The 20390-nt window shown below is 38.4% G+C and carries 15 protein-coding genes and 2 pseudogenes; 11 read left to right on the top strand and 6 right to left on the bottom strand.

Translation table 11 applies throughout. The features are described 5' to 3' along the window. The first annotated feature begins 421 nt into the window (after nucleotides 1–421). The 3 genes from ABC357_RS07775 to adhE all read left to right on the top strand — a co-directional run bounded on the left by ABC357_RS07775 (nucleotide 422) and on the right by adhE (nucleotide 4577). Complete coding sequence (locus tag ABC357_RS07775; RefSeq protein ID WP_412886953.1) at nucleotides 422–1426, top strand: phosphotransferase enzyme family protein; 1005 nt, start codon at nucleotides 422–424, stop codon at nucleotides 1424–1426. A 189-nt stretch (nucleotides 1427–1615) separates the two neighbouring features. Then, nucleotides 1616–1852, top strand: a complete 237-nt coding sequence (locus tag ABC357_RS07780; protein ID WP_412886954.1) for a hypothetical protein — start codon at nucleotides 1616–1618, stop codon at nucleotides 1850–1852. Nucleotides 1853–1991: 139 nt separating this feature from the next. Then, nucleotides 1992–4577, top strand: a complete 2586-nt coding sequence (gene adhE / locus ABC357_RS07785) for a bifunctional acetaldehyde-CoA/alcohol dehydrogenase (protein WP_412888611.1) — start codon at nucleotides 1992–1994, stop codon at nucleotides 4575–4577. A 179-nt stretch (nucleotides 4578–4756) separates the two neighbouring features. Here the strand turns inward: adhE and ABC357_RS07790 are convergent, their stop codons facing one another. From ABC357_RS07790 to ABC357_RS07800, 3 genes are all read right to left on the bottom strand, one after another. Next, nucleotides 4757–4990 carry a hypothetical protein gene (locus ABC357_RS07790; RefSeq protein ID WP_412886955.1) on the bottom strand — a complete coding sequence of 78 codons (234 nt, stop codon included), beginning with the start codon at nucleotides 4988–4990 and terminating at the stop codon, nucleotides 4757–4759. Nucleotides 4991–5315: 325 nt separating this feature from the next. Continuing rightward, nucleotides 5316–6935 carry an ABC-F family ATP-binding cassette domain-containing protein gene (locus ABC357_RS07795; protein WP_412886956.1) on the bottom strand — a complete coding sequence of 540 codons (1620 nt, stop codon included), beginning with the start codon at nucleotides 6933–6935 and terminating at the stop codon, nucleotides 5316–5318. Between the two features lie 459 nt (nucleotides 6936–7394). After that, nucleotides 7395–8234 carry an STAS domain-containing protein gene (locus tag ABC357_RS07800; protein WP_412886957.1) on the bottom strand — a complete coding sequence of 280 codons (840 nt, stop codon included), beginning with the start codon at nucleotides 8232–8234 and terminating at the stop codon, nucleotides 7395–7397. A gap of 475 nt (nucleotides 8235–8709) precedes the next feature. On the opposite strand from ABC357_RS07800, the pseudogene ABC357_RS07805 reads away from it, so the two are divergent. The 5 genes and pseudogenes from ABC357_RS07805 (at nucleotide 8710) to ABC357_RS07825 (ending at nucleotide 12316) form a co-directional block, all read left to right on the top strand. Beyond that, nucleotides 8710–9087: pseudogene (locus tag ABC357_RS07805) on the top strand (VOC family protein). Between the two features lie 159 nt (nucleotides 9088–9246). Then, nucleotides 9247–9861 (top strand): HAD-IA family hydrolase, encoded by a 615-nt coding sequence (locus tag ABC357_RS07810; protein ID WP_412886958.1) that lies wholly within the window; start codon nucleotides 9247–9249, stop codon nucleotides 9859–9861. Between the two features lie 39 nt (nucleotides 9862–9900). Further along, nucleotides 9901–10338: a VOC family protein gene (locus ABC357_RS07815; protein WP_412886959.1), complete on the top strand. Its 438-nt coding sequence runs from the start codon at nucleotides 9901–9903 to the stop codon at nucleotides 10336–10338. A 326-nt stretch (nucleotides 10339–10664) separates the two neighbouring features. Further along, entirely contained in the window at nucleotides 10665–11243 is a 579-nt protein-coding gene (locus ABC357_RS07820; RefSeq protein WP_412886960.1) for a hypothetical protein, read from the top strand. 224 nt (nucleotides 11244–11467) lie between these two features. Further along, nucleotides 11468–12316, top strand: a pseudogene (locus ABC357_RS07825) (methyltransferase domain-containing protein). A 192-nt stretch (nucleotides 12317–12508) separates the two neighbouring features. On the opposite strand, the gene ABC357_RS07830 reads toward ABC357_RS07825, so the two are convergent. Continuing rightward, entirely contained in the window at nucleotides 12509–14023 is a 1515-nt protein-coding gene (locus tag ABC357_RS07830; RefSeq protein WP_412886961.1) for an MDR family MFS transporter, read from the bottom strand. 101 nt (nucleotides 14024–14124) lie between these two features. After that, nucleotides 14125–15303: an LL-diaminopimelate aminotransferase gene (locus ABC357_RS07835; protein ID WP_412886962.1), complete on the bottom strand. Its 1179-nt coding sequence runs from the start codon at nucleotides 15301–15303 to the stop codon at nucleotides 14125–14127. Nucleotides 15304–15561: 258 nt separating this feature from the next. Here ABC357_RS07835 and ABC357_RS07840 point away from each other — a divergent pair, with 258 nt between their 5' ends. Continuing rightward, nucleotides 15562–16431 carry a CvfB family protein gene (locus ABC357_RS07840; RefSeq protein WP_412886963.1) on the top strand — a complete coding sequence of 290 codons (870 nt, stop codon included), beginning with the start codon at nucleotides 15562–15564 and terminating at the stop codon, nucleotides 16429–16431. 48 nt (nucleotides 16432–16479) lie between these two features. Here the strand turns inward: ABC357_RS07840 and ABC357_RS07845 are convergent, their stop codons facing one another. Further along, entirely contained in the window at nucleotides 16480–18642 is a 2163-nt protein-coding gene (locus ABC357_RS07845; RefSeq protein WP_412886964.1) for an MMPL family transporter, read from the bottom strand. A gap of 212 nt (nucleotides 18643–18854) precedes the next feature. Between ABC357_RS07845 and ABC357_RS07850 the strand changes: the two genes are divergently transcribed. Together ABC357_RS07850 and ABC357_RS07855 are read left to right on the top strand one after the other, a co-directional pair. Then, entirely contained in the window at nucleotides 18855–19040 is a 186-nt protein-coding gene (locus ABC357_RS07850) for a cold-inducible protein YdjO-related protein (protein ID WP_412886965.1), read from the top strand. A 276-nt stretch (nucleotides 19041–19316) separates the two neighbouring features. Further along, entirely contained in the window at nucleotides 19317–20144 is an 828-nt protein-coding gene (locus ABC357_RS07855) for a 3D domain-containing protein (protein WP_412886966.1), read from the top strand. The last annotated feature ends 246 nt before the right edge of the window (nucleotides 20145–20390 follow it).

Below are 20390 nucleotides of genomic sequence, written 5' to 3' on the forward strand. Positions count from 1 at the left end.
AGATGTTGATAGTTGGTAAATGCTTTAATGGCAATTTGATTGTGATTCAATTCACATAATTGTCAAACTTTAAACAATATTATATAATAAAATAGAACAATGGAACTGGGAACGGTTAAGAAAAATGGGGATGTTTTTCTTAAAGAAGGGGTTTTATATAATATAGGATTTTTTACTGAGTACCTTATAGTTGATTGGGATTTTTGATTGCAGAATATGTCAATGAACTATAATGTATTGATGAAAGAATCATTATGCTATTGGTACAATACCAATCTTAGCTACGGAATGGTTTTTTTACGTAAGCTTGCCTTATATTTTAAGGCAGGCTTTTTACATATACAAAGAATGTTGCTTATATTGTTTGAATATATAGAATTTAACATTATACTGTATGAAAGCCTATGAAAGAAGGGATTCGATGGAAACGGAAGTGGAGGTATTATTTACGCAGCAAATTATTGAATACGGTGCGGATTTGTTTGGGATGAATAGCCAATCTCTAAAAAAGCTGGGTGAGTACGAGAGTTATATTTTCGAGGGTGAAAGGCAAATGCGACAGGTGATCCTGAGGTTTACCCACAGCAGCCATCGTACATTGGATCAATTGGAAGCAGAGTGTGATTTTGTACAATATCTAAAAGAAAATGGAATCCATGTATATAAACAATTTAAGTCTAGAAATTATAAGTTTGCTGAAGGGTTAGAAACAAAAAATGGGAGTCAGTTCTACGTCACCTGTTATGAGAAACTCTCAGGCCGCCGTGCTGAAACCGCTGATATGGAAAACCATAGATTTTTGGAACAATGGGGAAATACAATCGGAAAAATGCATTCTTTGGCAATTGGATACGAGCCAGTGGCATCTATACCGAAAAGAAAGAGTTGGAGAGAAGAAGAACTGCTGAATTTACAGTCAAATGGTGATAAGATACCTATCCATATTCTGGAATATGCAGATTCGGTCGTCAGTGAACTAGATGCCTTCCCTGTAACAAAAAATAATTACGGGCTCATCCATTCAGATCTTCATACAGGCAATTTTTTGATAGAAAATAACCATTTAAATGTTTTTGACTTTGACGATTGCACGTATCATTGGTTTGCGAGCGATATAGCTATTCCGCTCTATTATTCTCTTGTGAGGGCCAATTTATCAAGTAAAGAGGCAACAAGACGGTTCACGGAGTTTTTTTTAACACATTTTCTGGAAGGCTACCGGAAAGCGAAGGACCTGGAACAGACAGAAATAGAAGCCATCCCCCTTTTTCTTCGCTTAAGAGATATCACTTTATTAAGCTTCATGTATAAAAAATTTGATTTTGATCAATTATCGATCAATGAGAAATCATTATTCGACCAGGTTTTTGAGAGAGTAAACACACAATCTACTATTACGCCTTTAGATTTCTTGGGATGGAAATAGCCATGGGAGGCAGCCTCTCTTTAGGAGGGGGTGTCTCATAAGAAAAGGAAGCGCTTTCTGTTTTTGCATTTTTTGTTCAAATATGAAAATGACATAGTTTGTTCAATATTTCACAATCTTTTCTTCATAACTCTCGCTTATAATAAAGCCTGTAGAGAGAGAAGCAAGACATAAAAGGAGAGATGATCCATGTTGATTTGTGAATGGAAACCATTCAGTACAGATTTGAAAATGTACAATCAAGATGAATTTGAACAGATGATGAATGATAAGTTTGAAGCTATGCAGTTTGAACAGAATGAAGAGATTCCAAGCATAATCTGGACTAAGAATTATGTTTGTCTGATCAAAAAGAATGCAAGAATCATTAATGATATCTCTATCACTAAAATACCTCGAAATCCTGAGTGCAGATCGTGTGGATGAAATAATCTGAAGCCGATAAACCCATCTGTACAGAAACATGCTCAATATTTCACAAACTTTTTGTATTACACTATGTATTTATTCTTAGGAGGCAAGATGTACAATGACAGTTGCTGTAAAAGATAATAAACCAGAAGTAATGAAAGAAGAAAATAATGTTGAAACAATGATCAATGACTTAGCGAAAAAGGGGAAACAAGCCCTAAATGAGTTTATGGAACTTGATCAAGAAACAATAGATAACATCGTGAAAGAAATGGCGCTTGCAGGTCTTGACCAGCATATGAGATTAGCTAAAATGGCTGTTGAAGAAACGGGCAGAGGCGTGTACGAAGATAAAATCATAAAAAATATGTTCGCCACTGAATATGTTTACCATAATATTAAGTACGATAAGACAGTGGGTATCATTAACGAGCGCACTCAAGAAGGTCTTTATGAAATCGCTGAACCAGTTGGGGTTGTAGCTGGGGTTACACCGGTAACGAATCCAACATCCACTACGATGTTCAAAGCGATCATCTCTATTAAAACAAGAAATCCTATTATTTTTGCTTTCCATCCATCTGCACAAAAATGCAGCTCAGAAGCTGCGCGTATATTAAGAGATGCTGCTGTAAAAGCAGGCGCTCCTGAAAATTGTATCCAGTGGATCGAAAAACCTTCCATTGAAGGCACAAAACTATTGATGAACCATAAAGATGTAGCGCTAGTGTTGGCTACAGGAGGCGCAGGAATGGTAAAATCAGCATACAGTACAGGAAAACCAGCGCTTGGCGTAGGGCCAGGGAACGTTCCATGCTACATAGAAAAAACGGCAAACATCAAACGTTCTGTCAATGATTTAATTCTTTCAAAAACATTCGACAACGGTATGATTTGCGCTTCTGAGCAAGCGGTCATCATCGATAAAGAAATCTATCAGGAAGTAAAAGATGAGTTAATCAGCAATAACTGCTATTTTGTAAAACCTGATGAGAAGAAAAAATTAGAAAAATTAGTCATTAATGAACAGTCCTGCGCTGTCAATGCCGATATTGTCGGTAAACCAGCAGCTGTGATTGCAGAAATGGCAGGTATAAAAGTGCCGGAAGATACAAAAATCCTGATTGTTGAGTGTAAGTCTGTAGGTCCTCAAGAACCGTTATCAAGAGAAAAGCTTTCTCCAGTACTTGCTTGCTTCCAATCCAAGAGCACTGAGGACGGAATCCGTTTAGCGGACGAAATGCTTGAATTCGGAGGCCTCGGCCACTCTGCTGTCATCCATTCAGAAGATCAGGAAGTAATCGAAAAATATGGCCTACGCATGAAAGCTTGCCGTATCATCGTCAATGCTCCTTCTTCACAAGGTGCTATCGGAGATATTTATAACTCTTATATGCCTTCCTTGACACTGGGCTGTGGTTCTTACGGAAATAACTCTGTCAGCACAAATGTTACATCTGTCCACTTATTGAATATCAAAAAAATGGCGAAAAGAAGCGTAAATATGCAATGGTTTAAAGTTCCGCCTAAAATTTTCTTTGAAAAGAATTCCATTCAATATCTGTCTAAAATGCCTAACATTTCAAAAGCCTTTATCGTAACAGATCCTGGAATGGTTGATTTAGGATACGTAGACCGCATCCTCTACTATTTAAGAAAGCGCCCTGATTATGTCCATTGTGAGATATTCTCAGATGTTGAGCCGGATCCATCCATCGATACAGTAATGCGCGGCGCTAAAATGATGGAGGAATTCAAGCCGGATTGCATCATCACATTGGGTGGCGGTTCAGCAATGGACGCTGCAAAAGGAATGTGGCTGTTCTATGAGCATCCTGAAATTCCATTCCATGGCTTGAAACAAAAATTCTTGGATATCCGCAAACGTGTATTCAAGTATCCTAGTCTTGGAAATTCAGCTCAATTTGTTGCAATCCCTACTACTTCCGGAACGGGTTCAGAAGTAACAAGCTTTTCAGTTATTACGGATAAAGAGAATAATGTCAAATATCCATTGGCTGATTATGAGTTGACTCCGGATGTGGCGATCATAGATCCGCAATTCGTCATGACCGTACCGCCATCTGTTACCGCTGATACAGGCTTGGATGTGTTGACACATGCGATTGAAGCATATGTATCAAATATGGCAAATGATTATACGGATGGTTTGTGCATGAAGGCAATTGAATTAGTATTCAAATATCTTCCTCGTGCATACCGCAATGGAAGCACAGACGAATTGGCTAGAGAAAAAATGCATAATGCATCTACGATTGCCGGAATGGCTTTCGCCAATGCATTCTTAGGCATTAACCATAGCCTTGCGCATAAGATGGGAGCAGAGTTCCATATCCCACATGGAAGAGCGAATGCCATCTTAATGCCTCATGTTATTAGATACAATGCAACTAAACCGAAAAAGTTTACTGCATTCCCTAAATACGAGCATTTCATTGCAGACCAACGTTATGCACAAATCGCCAAGATGCTTGGACTTCCATGCAAAACCACTGCAGAAGGTGTAGAGAGCCTTGTACAGGCAATCATCAAGCTGGCAAAAGAAATGAACGTAACAATGAGCATTGCTGATTGTGGCGTATCTAAGGAAGAATTCAACAGTAAAGTTGATTATTTGGCTGATAAGGCATTTGAAGATCAATGTACAACAGCTAACCCTAAATTGCCTCTTGTTACTGAGTTGGCAGAAATCTATAAAAAAGCTTATAAGGGAGTGTAATACCTCCTTTATATATACATCATCATCTCCTTTGGCCCTATTCATATGAATAGGGTCCTTTTTGTGAGAAAATGAATACATAGTTTTAAAAGAGTTTACAGAATAGGATTATCTCTGGAACGATAGAAAAAGTGGCGGAAACGGTGATCTGTTCATCATTTCTATTGGCCAGCAGCAACTTAAAGGCGGAAAGGGAAATCGTTATTATGGTAAACCGCTTTAAAACATGAAAAATGGAACCGGAAATCGTCAAACAATGGACGTCCATCTGTGAATTCATATGTTTCGAGGAAAGAGCGAAGGACCTCTAGATCATCTTCTTTTATTAATTGTGAAAGATAAAGAGGGAGCTTGATATGCTCCAAAAGGCTCTCGTAGCCTATAAAAGTATCTTGAACTGGTTTTGATAGCATAAATGAAACCTCCTATAATCTGTATTGCCTTATCCTAACGGCATTATTCAAGATGAGAAAATATAGGCGCTCAAAATAATAAAAGGGTAAATCCGGTTTCATTAAATGGCAGGCAGCGTAGTGAAGGATCTTAGCGGAAGAGAGAATCATTAATATGCCATTCAGGCTGTTAATGTTATAGTTAATCAGAAACGTTTAGAAGCTGCATCAAGAGGATAAGGCCATTGTTAGTTGAATAATCCTTGTTCATTTATGGATCAATTAGAAGCATAGAAAAAACAGAGACTCGCTAAGTCTCTGTTTTTTCCTGCCTTTATTGGCTAGCTTATTTATACATTTCAGCTATCTGGTCTTGAAGTTCTTTATTATCCAGATATTCATCATATGTCATCATCTTATCGACAACGCCTTTAGGGGTAATTTCGATAATACGGTTTGCGATTGTTTCAACAAACTGATGGTCATGCGATGCAAAAATCATAGAACCCTTATAAGAAGTCAATCCATTATTTAAGGCTGTGATCGATTCAAGATCCAAGTGGTTCGTCGGTTCATCCAACAACAATACATTCGCTCCACTGAGCATCATTTTTGATAGCATACAACGGACTTTTTCTCCTCCAGATAAAACGCTGGCTTTTTTCAACACTTCTTCGCCAGAGAACAGCATTCTGCCGAGGAAGCCGCGCAAGAAGCTTTCGCTATCATCTTGTGGCGAATATTGGCGCAGCCAATCCACCAATGTAAGGTCGCATCCTTCAAAATACTCGGAGTTGTCATTAGGGAAGTATGCCTGGGTTGTAGTTACACCCCATTTATAGCTGCCACTGTCCGCTTCCATTTCTCCGGCAAGAATCTTGAACAAGGTAGTCTTAGCTAATTCATTTCTGCCTACGATGGCAATTTTATCGCCTTTATTCATAATAAAGTTTATGTTATTGAGCAATTGCTCGCCTTCGATTGATTTAGAGATGTTTTCGACACGCAATAAATCATTTCCGACTTCACGGTCCTGAGTGAAGTTCACATAAGGATAACGGCGTGAAGAAGGTTGGATATCATCCAAAGAAATTTTGTCAAGCAGCTTTTTTCTTGATGTTGCTTGCTTCGATTTAGACGCATTGGCGCTAAATCGTGCAATGAAGTTCTGCAATTCTTTAATTTTTTCTTCTTTTTTCTTATTGGCTTCTTGTGATAACTTCAACACTAACTGGCTTGATTCGTACCAGAAATCATAGTTGCCCACATAAATTTTAATTTTTCCGAAGTCAAGATCGGCAATGTGCGTACACACTTTATTTAAGAAGTGGCGGTCATGGGACACAACGATGACTGTGTTTTCAAAATTGATCAGGAATTCCTCCAGCCATTGGATTGCCTTAATGTCCAAGTGGTTGGTAGGCTCATCTAGAAGTAATACATCAGGCTTGCCGAATAAAGCTTGAGCAAGCAATACTTTCACTTTTTCAGAACCGGTCAATTCAGCCATTTTCTTCGAATGAAGATCCTCTCCGATGCCAAGGCCTTTCAGAAGGATTGCTGCCTCTGATTCTGCTTCCCATCCGTTCAAGTCTGCGAATTCTCCTTCCAATTCTGCAGCGCGGATGCCATCTTCGTCGGAGAAGTCTTCCTTCATATATATAGCATCTTTTTCAAGCATAATATCATAAAGCTGCTTATGGCCCATAATAACGACTTTAAGCACTTCGTCTTCTTCATATTCAAAATGGTTTTGTTTCAAAACGGCTAATCGTTCATTCGGACCCATGGACACATCGCCTGTTTGCGCTTCTATTTCACCTGAAAGGATTTTCAGGAAAGTAGATTTTCCTGCGCCATTAGCTCCGATCAACCCGTAGCAATTTCCTGGTGTGAATTTAATATTTACATCTTCAAATAATTTACGGTCACCATACCGCAAGCTGACATTACTTACTGTAATCATTCAGTGCATTCCTCCATAAAACGTTAATATATCAAGTTTTTTGAGCATATAGAAATGTAGATGAGCAAAGGCTCAAAAACCATTGTTCACGATTGTGTTTATATTCATCTATATCGTCAAGTTATTGTATCATTTACAAAGCGTCACGTAAACATTGTGAGGCGCGGCTTTTAGGGAAACAAGCCGCTTTTTAAGGCGGTTTATATAGGATTGGCATTGCAGAAGAGGGCAATTTACAAGAAAGGAGCCTTTTCCATTTTGGAAAAGGCTCACTTTATACAGATATGAACGGACATATTATTGTCTCTGCCATAGTTCAAAACGGATAATATTTTTCTTTGGGCTGCAAGCGCCATCCCCTCGAGGTCTTAAGTCAGTCTCTGTTAAAGGCAAACCCCAGCCTTTAAGCAGAGCCCACCTTAAGCTTGTCGGGGATAAACAGGCGCTTTCCGCTTTTGTTTATATATGTTCAATTTCTTTTAAGGCTTGGGCAAGGGACGATGTTGTGTGTACCTGGCTAAAGGTCAGCCCGAGTTGAATGGCCGTTTGGGCTATTTCAGGTCGGATGCCTGAAATGGTAGAGCTTACTCCTATTAAACGCAATGCTTTAATAAGATTGAATAGTTCATGGGCGACCATGGTGTCAATGATGGCGACACCTGATAAATCGATGCATAAAACTTCGATGTTTTTATTGGCGCATTGATTTAGCGTTTGTTCCATAATAATTTTGGCTCTTGCTGTATCGATATCACCCACTAATGGCAACAATGCTTTTTGTTCCTGAAGCAGAATGATCGGTGAACTTAGCTCGGCAATCATTTCTTTTTGGGCTTCCATTTGCTTCATTGTATTTTTATGATAGTTTTCGATGAAGATCGTTACAGAAATATCAATTGCCTTGACAACAATATCAAACCATCGGAAGAAATCCTCAGTGGATAGCTCTTTGCAGTGGATATCCACAAATTTCTTAATATATTTCAAAAGGATATGTTGACAATTAATATACTCTCGAACCACATGCTGTAAAGGCGTGTTCAAATGCTTTGGATCACTGGCCAAATCCTTGGACCATTGTTTGAATTCATTATCGAGATAGGATTCTTCACGAATGAAGATTTGATATACATGTCTGAAATAATCCTGGTTTTGTTGCTTAAGCTCCTTGATTACTACGGGATCTTTTGCAGCATAAACTGATTTTGGATCATCTTCATTCAGTGAACTATACCATTCTTCGGTCAGTTTGTCTGTGTGTTGCTTAAGATACTCGTATAAATCGGTATTTCTATGCATGTTTCTTACTCCTCGCCAATTGTATAAGATGGATGTAACTAAAATGAAGACGGTTGTTTGTTCCGCGATAGAGCAGAACGGTAAAACGATAACTATAATTTCATTAAACCAGTTTCTGACTTATGACACAATTTTTAAGGTATGCTTACTAAAAAAAGAAATAGCAAGGCTAATGTTGGGTGTAGTGTTAATCAAGTTTTTCACTTAGAATACACGCTTTAGGAATAAGGTAGATATTTAATTCTTATTGAATAGATATGTAATTGAATTGAAAAAGGATTATCTTATTTTATGGCGAAATGAGTATAAAAAAGGATTTAACTGGAGCAATGCTGAAGAAAGTGAAACGAATGTTCTCTATTAATGTATGGTAGAAAACCAAACGATTTGTAACTTAATCAAGTTTTGTCACTTAGATAAAGGAGTATTTAACAATGATTTTGAGACTGTAATGTAAGAAAGGATAAGAAAAATAATGAAATTAAGATTGGAATTATTTGTTGAAAGTATAGAAAAATCATTGGAGTTTTATGTTGATGTTTTGGGGTTTAATGCCCCAAAAGAGACTAAAGGAAATTACACATCCGTTACAAAAGGAGATGTAGTATTAGGCTTAGGGAAAATGGAAACATTACCAGCATTTCATCCCCTCAAAGTTTCATCTAACGATCAATAAATCGGTTTAGGAGTTGAAATCGTTTTCGAAGTTGAAGATGTAAAAGATGTATATAATACCGTACTTAGAAAAGGGTATGCCATCCAGGCTGGATTAACCAAAAGGCCTTGGGGAATGATTGATTTTAGAATCATCGATCCAGATGGATACTATCTAAGAATTACATCATGCGAATAATATGGTTTTTTGCTTATGGGTAAGATAATTTAACGTATTTTGTTGTGGTTTCTATTAGATAAAAATGGTATTTTAGTTGAATAAAGAGATCTATGTATTTAAATTCTATTATTAGAAGAGTTGTTAAATGAAGGGCTAAGTTCTTATGGGGGAGTTAGAATGTACAAGCATATAATTTGGGATTTTGATGGAACGCTTTTTAATACATATCCGGTGATGGCAAGCATATTCCAGGAAGCTCTTAAAGAACAAGAAATAGAAGAGCCTTTAGTGGGAATAGTTAAACAAATGAAGATATCTGCGTCATCTGCAATGAACTACTATGAAAAAAAGTATCATATTGATAACAATTTTATTATTAAATATAAAAGGCGAAAAAAAGAAGCAGAATTAACATTATCCAAACCATTTGATGAAATAATCGAAATTTGTAAATATATTCATACAACCAATAGAAAAAATTATTTATTTACGCATCGTGGAGATTCTTCGATAGAATTACTTAAAAAGTACGGTTTATATATTTATTTTTCTGATTTTATCACAGCTAAACAAGGATTTGAAAGAAAACCAAGTCCGGATGCAATTCATTACCTAATAAACAAATATAGTATGGTCCGTTCAGAATCTATTATGATCGGTGATAGGGATTTAGATTTATTATCTGGAAAAAACGCGGGGATAAGTGCTTGTTATTTTACCGAAGGAAATAATGAAAATAACTATGCAGATTATACAATAGATCACTTTCAGCAATTGTACTCCATTATTTGACTTTACGATAACATAATAGAAAGATAGGTGATGCGAGATATGAAGACACATAGAATCGATCATATTGGTGTAATTGTTAATGATCTTACTGCCGCTACAGACTTTTTTATTGAGCTAGGACTTAAAGTGCTAGGGGAGGCAGAAGTAAAAGGAGAGTGGGTAGAACGGATAATTGGGCTGAATGACGTTAAAGAGACGGTTATAATGTTAGGGATGCCAGACGGCCAGGCAACTTTGGAACTGGTCAAATTCCATAATCCGACCGCTGAAAAAGGTAGTCAGCAATCAAATGTAAATGCCTTAGGCAGCACACATATTGCATTTGCTGTTGAGGATATAGAAGCTGTTGTTAACAAACTGAAAAAGAAAGGAGCAGAACTTTTTGGGGAGATTCTAAACTACGAAAACGCTTATAAATTATGCTACGTTCGTGGCCCAGAAGGGATCATTATAGAATTAGCGGAAAAAATGAAATAAGTGAAGAACGGATGAAGTGATAGCCATCACGTAAATATATTGGGTATTAGTAAACCTATATATGACTTCAATGGAACTTAAGGATCATAAGGCCGATTTAAATAATCAGGTGCTAAAGATTAACACCAAGGCAGCTTATCGGCAGTAGTTTTTGTGTGAACAGCTATCGGAGAAGAATATGGGACTAAATATAATTAATAGGAGCGATAATGCACCTAACTATTGGGGGGAATAACTTCTATTGATGGAGTTGTGGCCAGCTTCTTTTTTTAAAAGTATTTTGTTTTGGTGATACTAGTAAGAAGATGATTTAGGGAGGGGCTTACATGAAAAATACATTGTTAATGAGAACGGAAGCTTCTTATTCGTTCAATTTTTTAGTGTATATCCAAAATATATACTTAAATCAAAATAATAGTGGTGATAAAGTAAAGTTCCCTTTCATGCCAACAAAGTATGAGTTTCGAAAGGATTTCGAGATATGTTATAGACGGTTGTGGGAAGGTATATCGATGCGGATATCTGAGAATCCATTAAATGACTTAGTTTTTTTTATTGAAAAGAAAGCCTTATTTTATCAGCATTTATTCGTTGAAAACAATGACACTCTAAATGATTTTAATGAGATATATGATTCCTTTAAGGTATGGTGGAACAGTTTTGCCGGGCGTTTTTCAATAGAAAAGTCTATTGATGCATATGAACAAAATATGTATGCAGAATTAGCGAATACGCTAATGGAAAAAAGAATGACGCCTAAAAAAGAATTGAATATTAGTTTAATCTATGATGAATGTTTACTACTCGACCTTGAACCCTCCTCTTATTTCGCAGTTCTTTCCATTAGAGATTGTATCTTGAAAAACAAAGAGTTCATTGCAAAGTTACAGGTTAGCATCAATTAAGCCAATGGATATAAGAGCTGAACAAAGCAGTCTTTTAGGCAGCTTTGTTCTTATGCTTTTATCGGTGCAATTCAGTGGGAAAAGCATGTTCAGTTGCGTGTGAGATAAAAAAAGCATACCAGTTGCTATGCAATTAACAGGCATTTTTTATATAGGTACAGGGAAAACACCTTATCTATCGAATGCAACATAATAGCCTTATACCATAAAAGGGGAGATCTAATTTGGAACAGTATCATTGGGATACCAAACTTGAGTACCTCAAGAGAACGAGAGAATTATAGTATAATGATGATTATTTAGAGTTATTAGTTAAATACGTTTGGAAGCTTTCTAAACCAGTACATATTGTTGATTTTGGTTGTGGATATGGTTATTTAGGACTTACGTTACTACCTTTACTGCCAACTGGTTCAAGATATACAGGAATAGATAAAGCTCAACAACTTATTCATAAGGGGAGAGAGCTCTTTCATAATTTGAATTTTAAAGCTGAATTCTTTGAAGCTGATATAAATGAGATTGAAATTGAGCGCAAGTATGATATTGCCGTTTGCCATGCTTTTCTTTTACATAAGTCCGAACCCAAAAGAATGCTTCAAAGAATGGTCGAATCTGTTGTTAACGCTGGCAAAATTATTTGTTTTGAACCACATTGGATTTCAAATATGTCATCCTACCATGTAGGTGGGATTGAATAAACCTATATGATCAAACTTGGCATACTTCAAAAACTCTTTGAAGAGGATGTGAAACAAAAAGGAACAGATGGAAATATAGGAGCGAAAATTCCACTATATTTAACAGAAATGGGTGTGGAGAACATTGAATGCAGAATTAGTGATAAAGTACATGTTCTCAATCCCAATATGAATCAATTAGATAAACAAAAACTATTTAATTCTTTAAAAGAAGAAGGCTTGGTAGATCGAGGGATCACAGGGGAGGATGCTCAGGATCAATATGAAGCTGAGCAACTGTTTTCACACGTATATAGTATAGATTCCTCCTTTGTATACACTCCAAGTATGAATATAACGTTTGGAGATATAAAAAAGGTATCTAACCAGTAATTTTCCCCCTTTTCTTCAATTAACAAGGGCGTGTTGAAAACAAGAACTTATACTACTGTATAAAGAATTTAGAATATAAGGGCATTTTTATGGATAAAAAGGTACTAGCCTTGCTCCTTTTTAAAGTAGCAAGGCTAGTATAGTTTAAGTCAAGATTTAATCGATTCATTTCGTTAGCTCTGTTTGGCTATTTCAATCATGTTTCTTTGCTGGAAGCTGAATTCTGCCTTTTCCCATAAGGAAAACAAACAATCCTGCACATAAAACGACGAAGAAGGCAATAAAGAAAACACCTGTTATGGAAGCTGACATAGCGTTTACGATGGCTTCGAGAATCGCTCCCGGGATCATCTTCCGTTGGCTGCTTTCGAAAATCGTACTAATATTCTGATGGCCATCCATAAAACGATTTGCCATATCGTTTCCTTTAAACGCTTCTTTCATTTTATCTGCAAGGATGGAAGATTGGATGCTGCCGAATACCGTGATGCCTACAGTCATGCCCAATGAACGGAAAAATGCATTTGTACTATTGGCTGATCCCCGGTGGGCCGCATCGATATCATGGATGCTCGATGTAGGGAGAAGCGAAAACGAAAATCCTACACCAAATCCCGATAGAGCCATATAGACCGTTACCAGTGCACGGCTTGTTTCGGGATCCATTGTGCTAAGCAGGAACATACCGATGGCAAAAGAGATAACGGACAAAGTCATGAGGCTGCGGAAACTTGTCTTCGTCTGGAAAACACCGGAAATGGCACTGCCGACGACAGATCCCAGCATCATAGGTGTTAATATTAATCCTGCATTTGTTGCGCTCCCTCCAAAAACCGCCTGGACAAAAATAGGGATATAGACAGTCAAAGGAATGAAAGTGGCGCCATATAAGAATGCCAACGCTTGTGAAGTGGCAAACAGGCGCTTCTTAAATAAAGAGAAAGATATGATCGGATCCTTTGCCTTTTTTTCTATAAAGATGAATATAAGGAAGGCGACTGCAAAAATGGCAAAAAGGGTGATGATCTGTGGTGATGACCAAGCGTATTTGTCACCCCCAAGCTCCAAGGCAAACATAAAACTAACGACTGAAAGGACGAGTGTGGCTGCACCGCCCCAATCGATTATTTGCTTGGCATGGTTTCTGGATTCATGATAAGACTTCCAAATTAGAAAGATGGCAATTAATCCAATTGGGATGTTTACGTAAAAAATCCAGTGCCAGCTAATATACTCGGTTATGTATGCGCCGAGCAGAGGCCCTAACACACTCGAAATCCCGAATGTCGCACCTAGAAGTGCGGTTAGCTTCCCTCGTCTCTCCGGAGGAAAGACGTCAAAAACGATGGTAAAGGCTATCGGCATCAATGCGCCTCCGCCAATCCCCTGAATAGCCCTGAAAACACTTAGCTGCACCATGCTTTGCGCCAGACCGCATAGAGCGGACCCAATAAGAAAGACAACGAGTCCAAAAATGAAAAAACGTTTGCGGCCAAACATGTCAGACAGCTTCCCGAATATCGGCATACCGGCCATTGTTGCAACCATATATGCGGATGTTACCCAAATAAAATTCCCGAAATCGCCAAGATCAGCAACAATCGTACCCATGGCAGTGGCGACGATTGTGTTATCCATCGATGCGACGAGAATACTGAGCAACAAACCCGCAACAAGCAATTTCACATTGCTTTTTTCTGCATTCATGTATAATTCCTCCTACTATTAATATGTAGCATGATATTTATAGTAATACTTTTTACATGAATGGAAAAGGAATATCAATCGACTTTTTACAGGATTTTTCCTTATTTCGCTTGGCAGTCTTCTGTATACCTTTCTAATTGCAGCAGAGCTTCTGCAATGATGTCTTCCGGTTGAACAAGTGCAATTCTGACATAACCTTCCCCTGAAGGCCCGAATGCCACGCCTGGAGTTACCGCTATGTTTGCATGTGCTAACAGATCAAAGGTGAATTCCATGGAGGGTTGACCATTCGGAATTTCTGCCCAAACAAACATTCCTGCTTCCGAATGCTCAACGTTCCAGCCCATTTTTTGCAGTCCGGAAACGAGGAGGTCTTTTCTTCTTTTATACAGGCGCCGTGTATTTGCGGTGAATGCTTCACCCTTCCCTAGAGCTTGGATGGCCCCGTATTGAGTGGGAAGGAAAACACCATAGTCCAGATTTGACTTTAAATCTGTCAATGCTTGTATAATGCCAGGATGGCCAATGGCATAAGCGATACGGCAGCCTGCCAAACTAAAGCTTTTCGACAATGAATTCATTTCAATGCCGACATCTTTGCTTCCTGGAACGGATAGAAAAGAAAGGGGCTTTTCCTCTCCATAATAGAATTCTGAATAGGCAAAATCATGGACAATGATGATATTATATTTTTGGGCAAAATGGATGGCTTCTTCAAATAATTCCTTTGTTGCCGTAACAGGGATGGGATTTCCCGGAAAGTTAAGGAACATCAGAGAGGCCTTTTGGGCAATTTCTGAAGGAATCCGTGAGAAATCTGGCAGGAATGAATTTTCTTTCAATAATGGCATATAATAAGGCACTCCTCCAGCCATGCTGATGCCAGTGGCATACGCTGTATAGCCTGGATCAGGAACTAGCACATATTCTCCTGGATTAACCAATGCCATCGGTAAATGGACCAGGCCATCCTGTGAACCCATTAACTGTATGACCTCATTCGCGGGGTTAAGAGTAACGTTATATCGATTCTTATAATAGGAAGAAACGGCATTATTAAACGGTTGTATCCCTGTTAACGAATAACGGTATTGAGAGTCATCCAGCGCAAGTGTACTTATGGTTTCCTTTATAAAAGAAGGGGGTGCAATATCCGGACTTCCTATACTAAAATCATATATTTTTTCACCTTTTTTTCGTTTTTCCCCGATTATCCGGGATAGTTCACTAAAGACGGAAGATGAAAAAGAATCCATCCGGTCAGCCTGTTTAATGTTCATTATTTTTCCTCCTGCCCTCTAAACGCTATTTTTTAAAAATTGTATCATACTATTATCTTTCATTCGATAAAGCTATTCTATTTCAGATACTTGTTCAATCATTGAACAGATTTTGACACATATATGGAGATTGGTTGCGAATGCTTATAAAGAACAGTAGTATAAGTAGAAAGAAGTTCTATACTGAAAGCATAAAACATGATACAGTTAGAATCAGTTTCCACAAGTGGTGGGAAGTTGAAGGAGGATCACGTATAAATGAGTCGATTAGTGCCAGGTGATGTAGCTACATTACAAGTAGAGCGTAAAGCTGAATATGGCTTTTTCTTGAAAGACCCGGACAGTGGCAAAACCGTATTATTGCATAGAAACCAAATAATCAATGATATAGAAGTAGGAATGGAAATAGATGTTTTCTTATACCAGGATAAGGATGTTCGTCTGACGGCCACAATGCGCATTCCCGAAATCCGCAATGGCGTATATGGTTGGGGGGAAGTAGTAGGATACCGAAAGAATTTAGGTGTGTTTGTCGATATAGGAGTCGAAACAGATATGCTTGTTTCTGTTGATGAGCTGCCAATCATGTATAATGTCTGGCCGAAGAGGGGAGACCGGTTGTACATAACCCTTCGCCTTGATAAGAAAGGCCGGTTATTCGCCAAGTTGGCGGACGAAGATAAAATCTACAGTATATCCAAGCCTGCTCCTGAACATATGTATAATCGTCCTGTTACAGGGCATATCTATAAAACGAAAAAAGTCGGTTCTTATTTGTTGACCGAAGAAGGATATACTTGCTTTATACATGAATCGCAAAGAGACAAGGAACCTCGCCTTGGCCAATATGTAGAGGGCCGTGTGATTGATGAAAAAGAAGACGGATCATTGAATGTCTCTTTGCTGCCATTCAAGCAGGAACGCATGCAGGAAGACAGCGATATTATCTTGCAGTATTTAGATATTCGCGGCGGTGCTATGCCATTTTGGGATAAGTCCTCTCCGGAAGAGATCCTGAAGCATTTTGAGATGAGTAAGGGAGCCTTCAAAAGAGCGTTAGGCAAGCTGATGAAAGAAGATAAAATTTATCAGGAGGATGGTTGGACTTATACAAGCGACCGCCGATGAAACAATAAAAAGGGAGCTGGCCGGTTTATGTCCGGACAGCCCCTTTTTTTACATTTCTTTTTTCTTTCTTAGGCTTTTAGGATTATGCTGTGAAAAAGGCAGCCACCAATTCCAATCTCCCAATAGCTTCATAAGGGAAGGGACCAATAATAGTCTGATAATAGTCGCATCCACAAAAATGGCAAGGGCGATGCCAATCCCAATTTGTTTAACGGGGACGACTCCAGTGAAAGCAAATGCCCCGGTCAACACAATCATAATCAAAGCTGCTGATGTGATAATCTTGCTGGTTGCAGCCAACCCGGTAACTGTCGCTTCATTATTATCGGCTGTAAGCAAGTATTCCTCATGAATCCTTGAAATCAAAAATACCTCATAGTCCATGCTTAATCCAAAGACTATACTGAATACAAATACAGGGATAATCAACGCAATATCCATAGGTTGAATTCCGAGATGACCTTCCTGGAAGATCCATACCAGTATTCCGAAAGTCGAGGTCAATCCTAGAATATTCATTAGAATGGCTTTTAATGGGATAATGGCCGATCGGAAGGCAAACATTAAAATCAAATAGGTGGAGATCAGCACCAAACCTATTCCAATTCCGACTTTATCCGATATTTCATCAAATATCTCCTGATTAAACTTTGCTTCGCCCCCTACCTGCAATGAAAGAGGATAGTCTTTATCGCTCCATTTCCTTACCCATTCCTTCGCTTCCTTACTTCTTGATTCATTATCAAGTATAACAGGCAGCAATAGTTGTTCCCCTTTTATAAATTGTTCGGTAGCAGGCGCCAATGCCTGCTGCCCTTTTGATGTTTGTAAAAATTGATAAAGTGTTTTCGGGTCATCAAGCTGGCTTAAGGAATATAACGATGTAACTGATTTCACTAATGAATCTTGTTTGATATCATGAACGAGCTTCTGTAAATCCGCCAAACCTGCTTCATTCGTCCAGGAACCTTTTCTGTCGGCTATAATGTAGACCGTCGATTGATCCTTCAGTCCAAATGCCTCATTCATTTTAGAAAAAGCTTCACGAGATTCATAGGTGGTCGGCAAGGATTTTTCATCAGGTATGCTTAGAACAATATCCTTGATCGGGATAATACCAGCCAAAAGGATGAGAGTGGCAACAATTGTAATGATAATCGGCCGTTTCATGACAGCTTCTGCAAATGACCGCCACTTATGGCTGGAATCTTTGCTGTTTTTAAAGATTTTACCTTTATTGATCCGTTTGCCTAACAGCAATAAGATGGATGGCAGTAAGCTGATGGAAGAAATGACGGCCACAGCCACTACTACCATCCCGCCGATCGCAACCGTTCTGAAAATATCAATTTCAATGACAAGCATAGCGGCTAAACCGATGAATACACAAAGTGCAGAGAATAAGATCGATTTACCAGCTGTGGACATGGTGGTGATTACGGCCTCTTTTTCTGATTTGCTATGTAGTTCTTCTTTATAACGGTTTATAAAGAGCAGGGCGAAATCAATACTTAAGGCAAGACCGATCATCGGAGTGACATTCAATAGAAAAACGGAAAGATTCATATAGTCGCCCAGAAGAGTCAATAAACCGAGAGCAAGAACAACAGTCAATCCGCCTACGATAATCGGGACAATTGCCGCCACTAGGCTTCCGAAAGCAAAGAGAAGCACTATTAAAGCTACAGGAAGACCGATTAATTCAGCCGTTTTCAAATCATGCTGGCTAGCTTCATTCATATCTTCGCTAATGACAGGCTGGCCAGTCAGCATGACATGTGGATATTTGTCGGTGACTTGCCTTATTTGCTTTACAAGTGGCTTCATATCTTCACTATCGCGGTCGAAATTCAGAACGGCATATGCAATGTCCTTTTTATATTGCTCTTTCTGTACAAGAGGAGATTGGATGCCTGTTGTTGCACGGAGCTCCTTAACCTCTTTAAGAACGGACTGGATTCGTTCCGTGAATGCATTGGTTGATTCCGTCCCTTTTTTCTCGAAAACGACAACCAACGTATTTTCAGGAAAATCAAACGTCTTTGTCAGCTCATGCTGCACATCCTTAAATTCACCTTTCATTTCAAAGCCATCGCCTTTTAGCTTGGATGGCAAATCGATTGCATAAAAGGCTAAACCTACTGTTAAGAGTAACCATATCACTAATGTAAATTTGTAATGCTTAATCAAACGCTGTCCGATTTTGACCATTTTGCAGCTCCTTTCATTCTATATATTCTATTATGTAAGAAGTGTAAGTAAAGATAAAGCATATTCAGAAAAAGTGATTTTCTAATCGTTGGTTACCCATTTAGCGTGGATAATAAGCGGGTTTTTTAGTAAAGGGCATAAATAGTGGATTTATACATATACTTATTATGTATCCCATTTTTAAATACCGCATTTATTCAGGAGGTTCCATCATGTACTTTTCTAAAAAGCAACAGGAATTAGAGGAAATCGTAATAGAAGATACACCCGTGTACGCTTGTACATCCGGAGAATGCAACGGTTGGATGAGAATGCAATTTTCTTCCGATGATCCTTCCTGCCCATTATGCGGGAGTTCTATGGAAGAAGAAACAAGGCAATTGCCGAAAATCACATGAAAAAAGCTTCCAACATCCATTTGTTGGAAGCTTTTTTCGTGTGATTATTCAGGATGATTATAACTATATGTGGAAAGAAAGGGTGGCATTGGCTTTAAAAACAAAGTTTTCTGAATATTTTTTATGTTTGTTATCGGTGCGTTATCACTATGTAATAATTGTAATGGATTATTAATTGCGCTGTTCTATATGTTAAGAAAATTCATGTTATGATTGTTTTCGTTAGCTAATAACAACGCTAATTCAACCGTTTTTAGGAGGGGAACTATTATCAACATGAAGAAAACTTTACTATCATTTTTAGCAGCAGCAACAATTTCTACTACAGTTGGGATGAGCGCACATGCTTCTGAAATTGTGGTCAAAAATGGAGACACGCTATCTGGCTTATCCAAACAACATGGAGTTACAGTTAATAATATAAAAGAGTGGAATGGATTAACATCTGATATGATTTTTGTGAATCAAAAATTAACTATTAATCCACAGACTACTTATCAAGTTGTTGCAGGAGATTCACTTTGGAGCATTGCCTCCCAATTCGGCGTAACGGTCGATGAGTTGCTGCAATGGAACCAATTAAGCGGCCATATGATTTATCCGAATCAACAATTAACAATTAAAGCCGCTGCAAAAGCTTCCGAAACCGTCCAATCAGCAGCATCCGTAGGACAGGAGGAAGGACAGCAGCAACAGCAACAACAGCAACAACAGCAACCAGTCCAGCAGCAAGAACAGGCGCAGCCTGCAGAGCAGCAGCAATCTCAACCAACTGCCCAGTCACCGGCGCAACAAGAGAGTAAACCTGCTTCTGGCAAGAGTATGACAGTTACAGCAACTGCCTATACAGCTGATTGCCCAGGTTGCTCCGGCGTTACAGCCACTGGCATTAACCTGAAAAGCAATCCTAATGCAAAAGTGATAGCTGTCGATCCTTCTGTTATCCCATTAGGTACTAAGGTATATGTAGAAGGTTACGGATATGCTGTAGCCGGGGATACAGGTGGAGCAATTAAAGGAAATAAGATTGACATTCATGTTCCATCGGAAGGTGCAGCAGCATCTTGGGGAGTGCGAACAGTCAATATTCAAATATTGAATTAATGGAGAGCCGTTTTATAGCTAATGAAACATGTTGAAAAGCTATCCTGGAGGATACATTTCCTTCAGGATAGCTTTTTTTCGTCTAGTCGAAGGTGCCACGCCCTCTTAGCCTAAAACTTGCCGGAGCTGGATAGGCGTTTTCGTAATCGTTTTTTGTGTGTTCTCATGAAGAGCGCAGTTTATACATATCAATTTAAATTGAATTGATTTGCTTTTTCGTTTCTATAATTTAAGATAGAAATATGC

The sequence above is a fragment of the Bacillus kalamii genome (assembly GCF_047238185.1).
Taxonomy (GTDB): Bacteria; Bacillota; Bacilli; order Bacillales; family DSM-1321; genus Bacillus_AD.

Coding starts and splice junctions, on each gene's coding strand:
- ABC357_RS07775 (WP_412886953.1), top strand. CDS start 422: ATGGAAACGGAAGTGGAGGTATTATTTACGCAGCAAATTATTGAATAC.
- ABC357_RS07780 (WP_412886954.1), top strand. CDS start 1,616: ATGTTGATTTGTGAATGGAAACCATTCAGTACAGATTTGAAAATGTAC.
- adhE (WP_412888611.1), top strand. CDS start 1,992: ATGAAAGAAGAAAATAATGTTGAAACAATGATCAATGACTTAGCGAAA.
- ABC357_RS07790 (WP_412886955.1), bottom strand. CDS start 4,990: ATGCTATCAAAACCAGTTCAAGATACTTTTATAGGCTACGAGAGCCTT.
- ABC357_RS07795 (WP_412886956.1), bottom strand. CDS start 6,935: ATGATTACAGTAAGTAATGTCAGCTTGCGGTATGGTGACCGTAAATTA.
- ABC357_RS07800 (WP_412886957.1), bottom strand. CDS start 8,234: ATGCATAGAAATACCGATTTATACGAGTATCTTAAGCAACACACAGAC.
- ABC357_RS07810 (WP_412886958.1), top strand. CDS start 9,247: ATGTACAAGCATATAATTTGGGATTTTGATGGAACGCTTTTTAATACA.
- ABC357_RS07815 (WP_412886959.1), top strand. CDS start 9,901: ATGAAGACACATAGAATCGATCATATTGGTGTAATTGTTAATGATCTT.
- ABC357_RS07820 (WP_412886960.1), top strand. CDS start 10,665: ATGAAAAATACATTGTTAATGAGAACGGAAGCTTCTTATTCGTTCAAT.
- ABC357_RS07830 (WP_412886961.1), bottom strand. CDS start 14,023: ATGAATGCAGAAAAAAGCAATGTGAAATTGCTTGTTGCGGGTTTGTTG.
- ABC357_RS07835 (WP_412886962.1), bottom strand. CDS start 15,303: ATGAACATTAAACAGGCTGACCGGATGGATTCTTTTTCATCTTCCGTC.
- ABC357_RS07840 (WP_412886963.1), top strand. CDS start 15,562: ATGAGTCGATTAGTGCCAGGTGATGTAGCTACATTACAAGTAGAGCGT.
- ABC357_RS07845 (WP_412886964.1), bottom strand. CDS start 18,642: ATGGTCAAAATCGGACAGCGTTTGATTAAGCATTACAAATTTACATTA.
- ABC357_RS07850 (WP_412886965.1), top strand. CDS start 18,855: ATGTACTTTTCTAAAAAGCAACAGGAATTAGAGGAAATCGTAATAGAA.
- ABC357_RS07855 (WP_412886966.1), top strand. CDS start 19,317: ATGAAGAAAACTTTACTATCATTTTTAGCAGCAGCAACAATTTCTACT.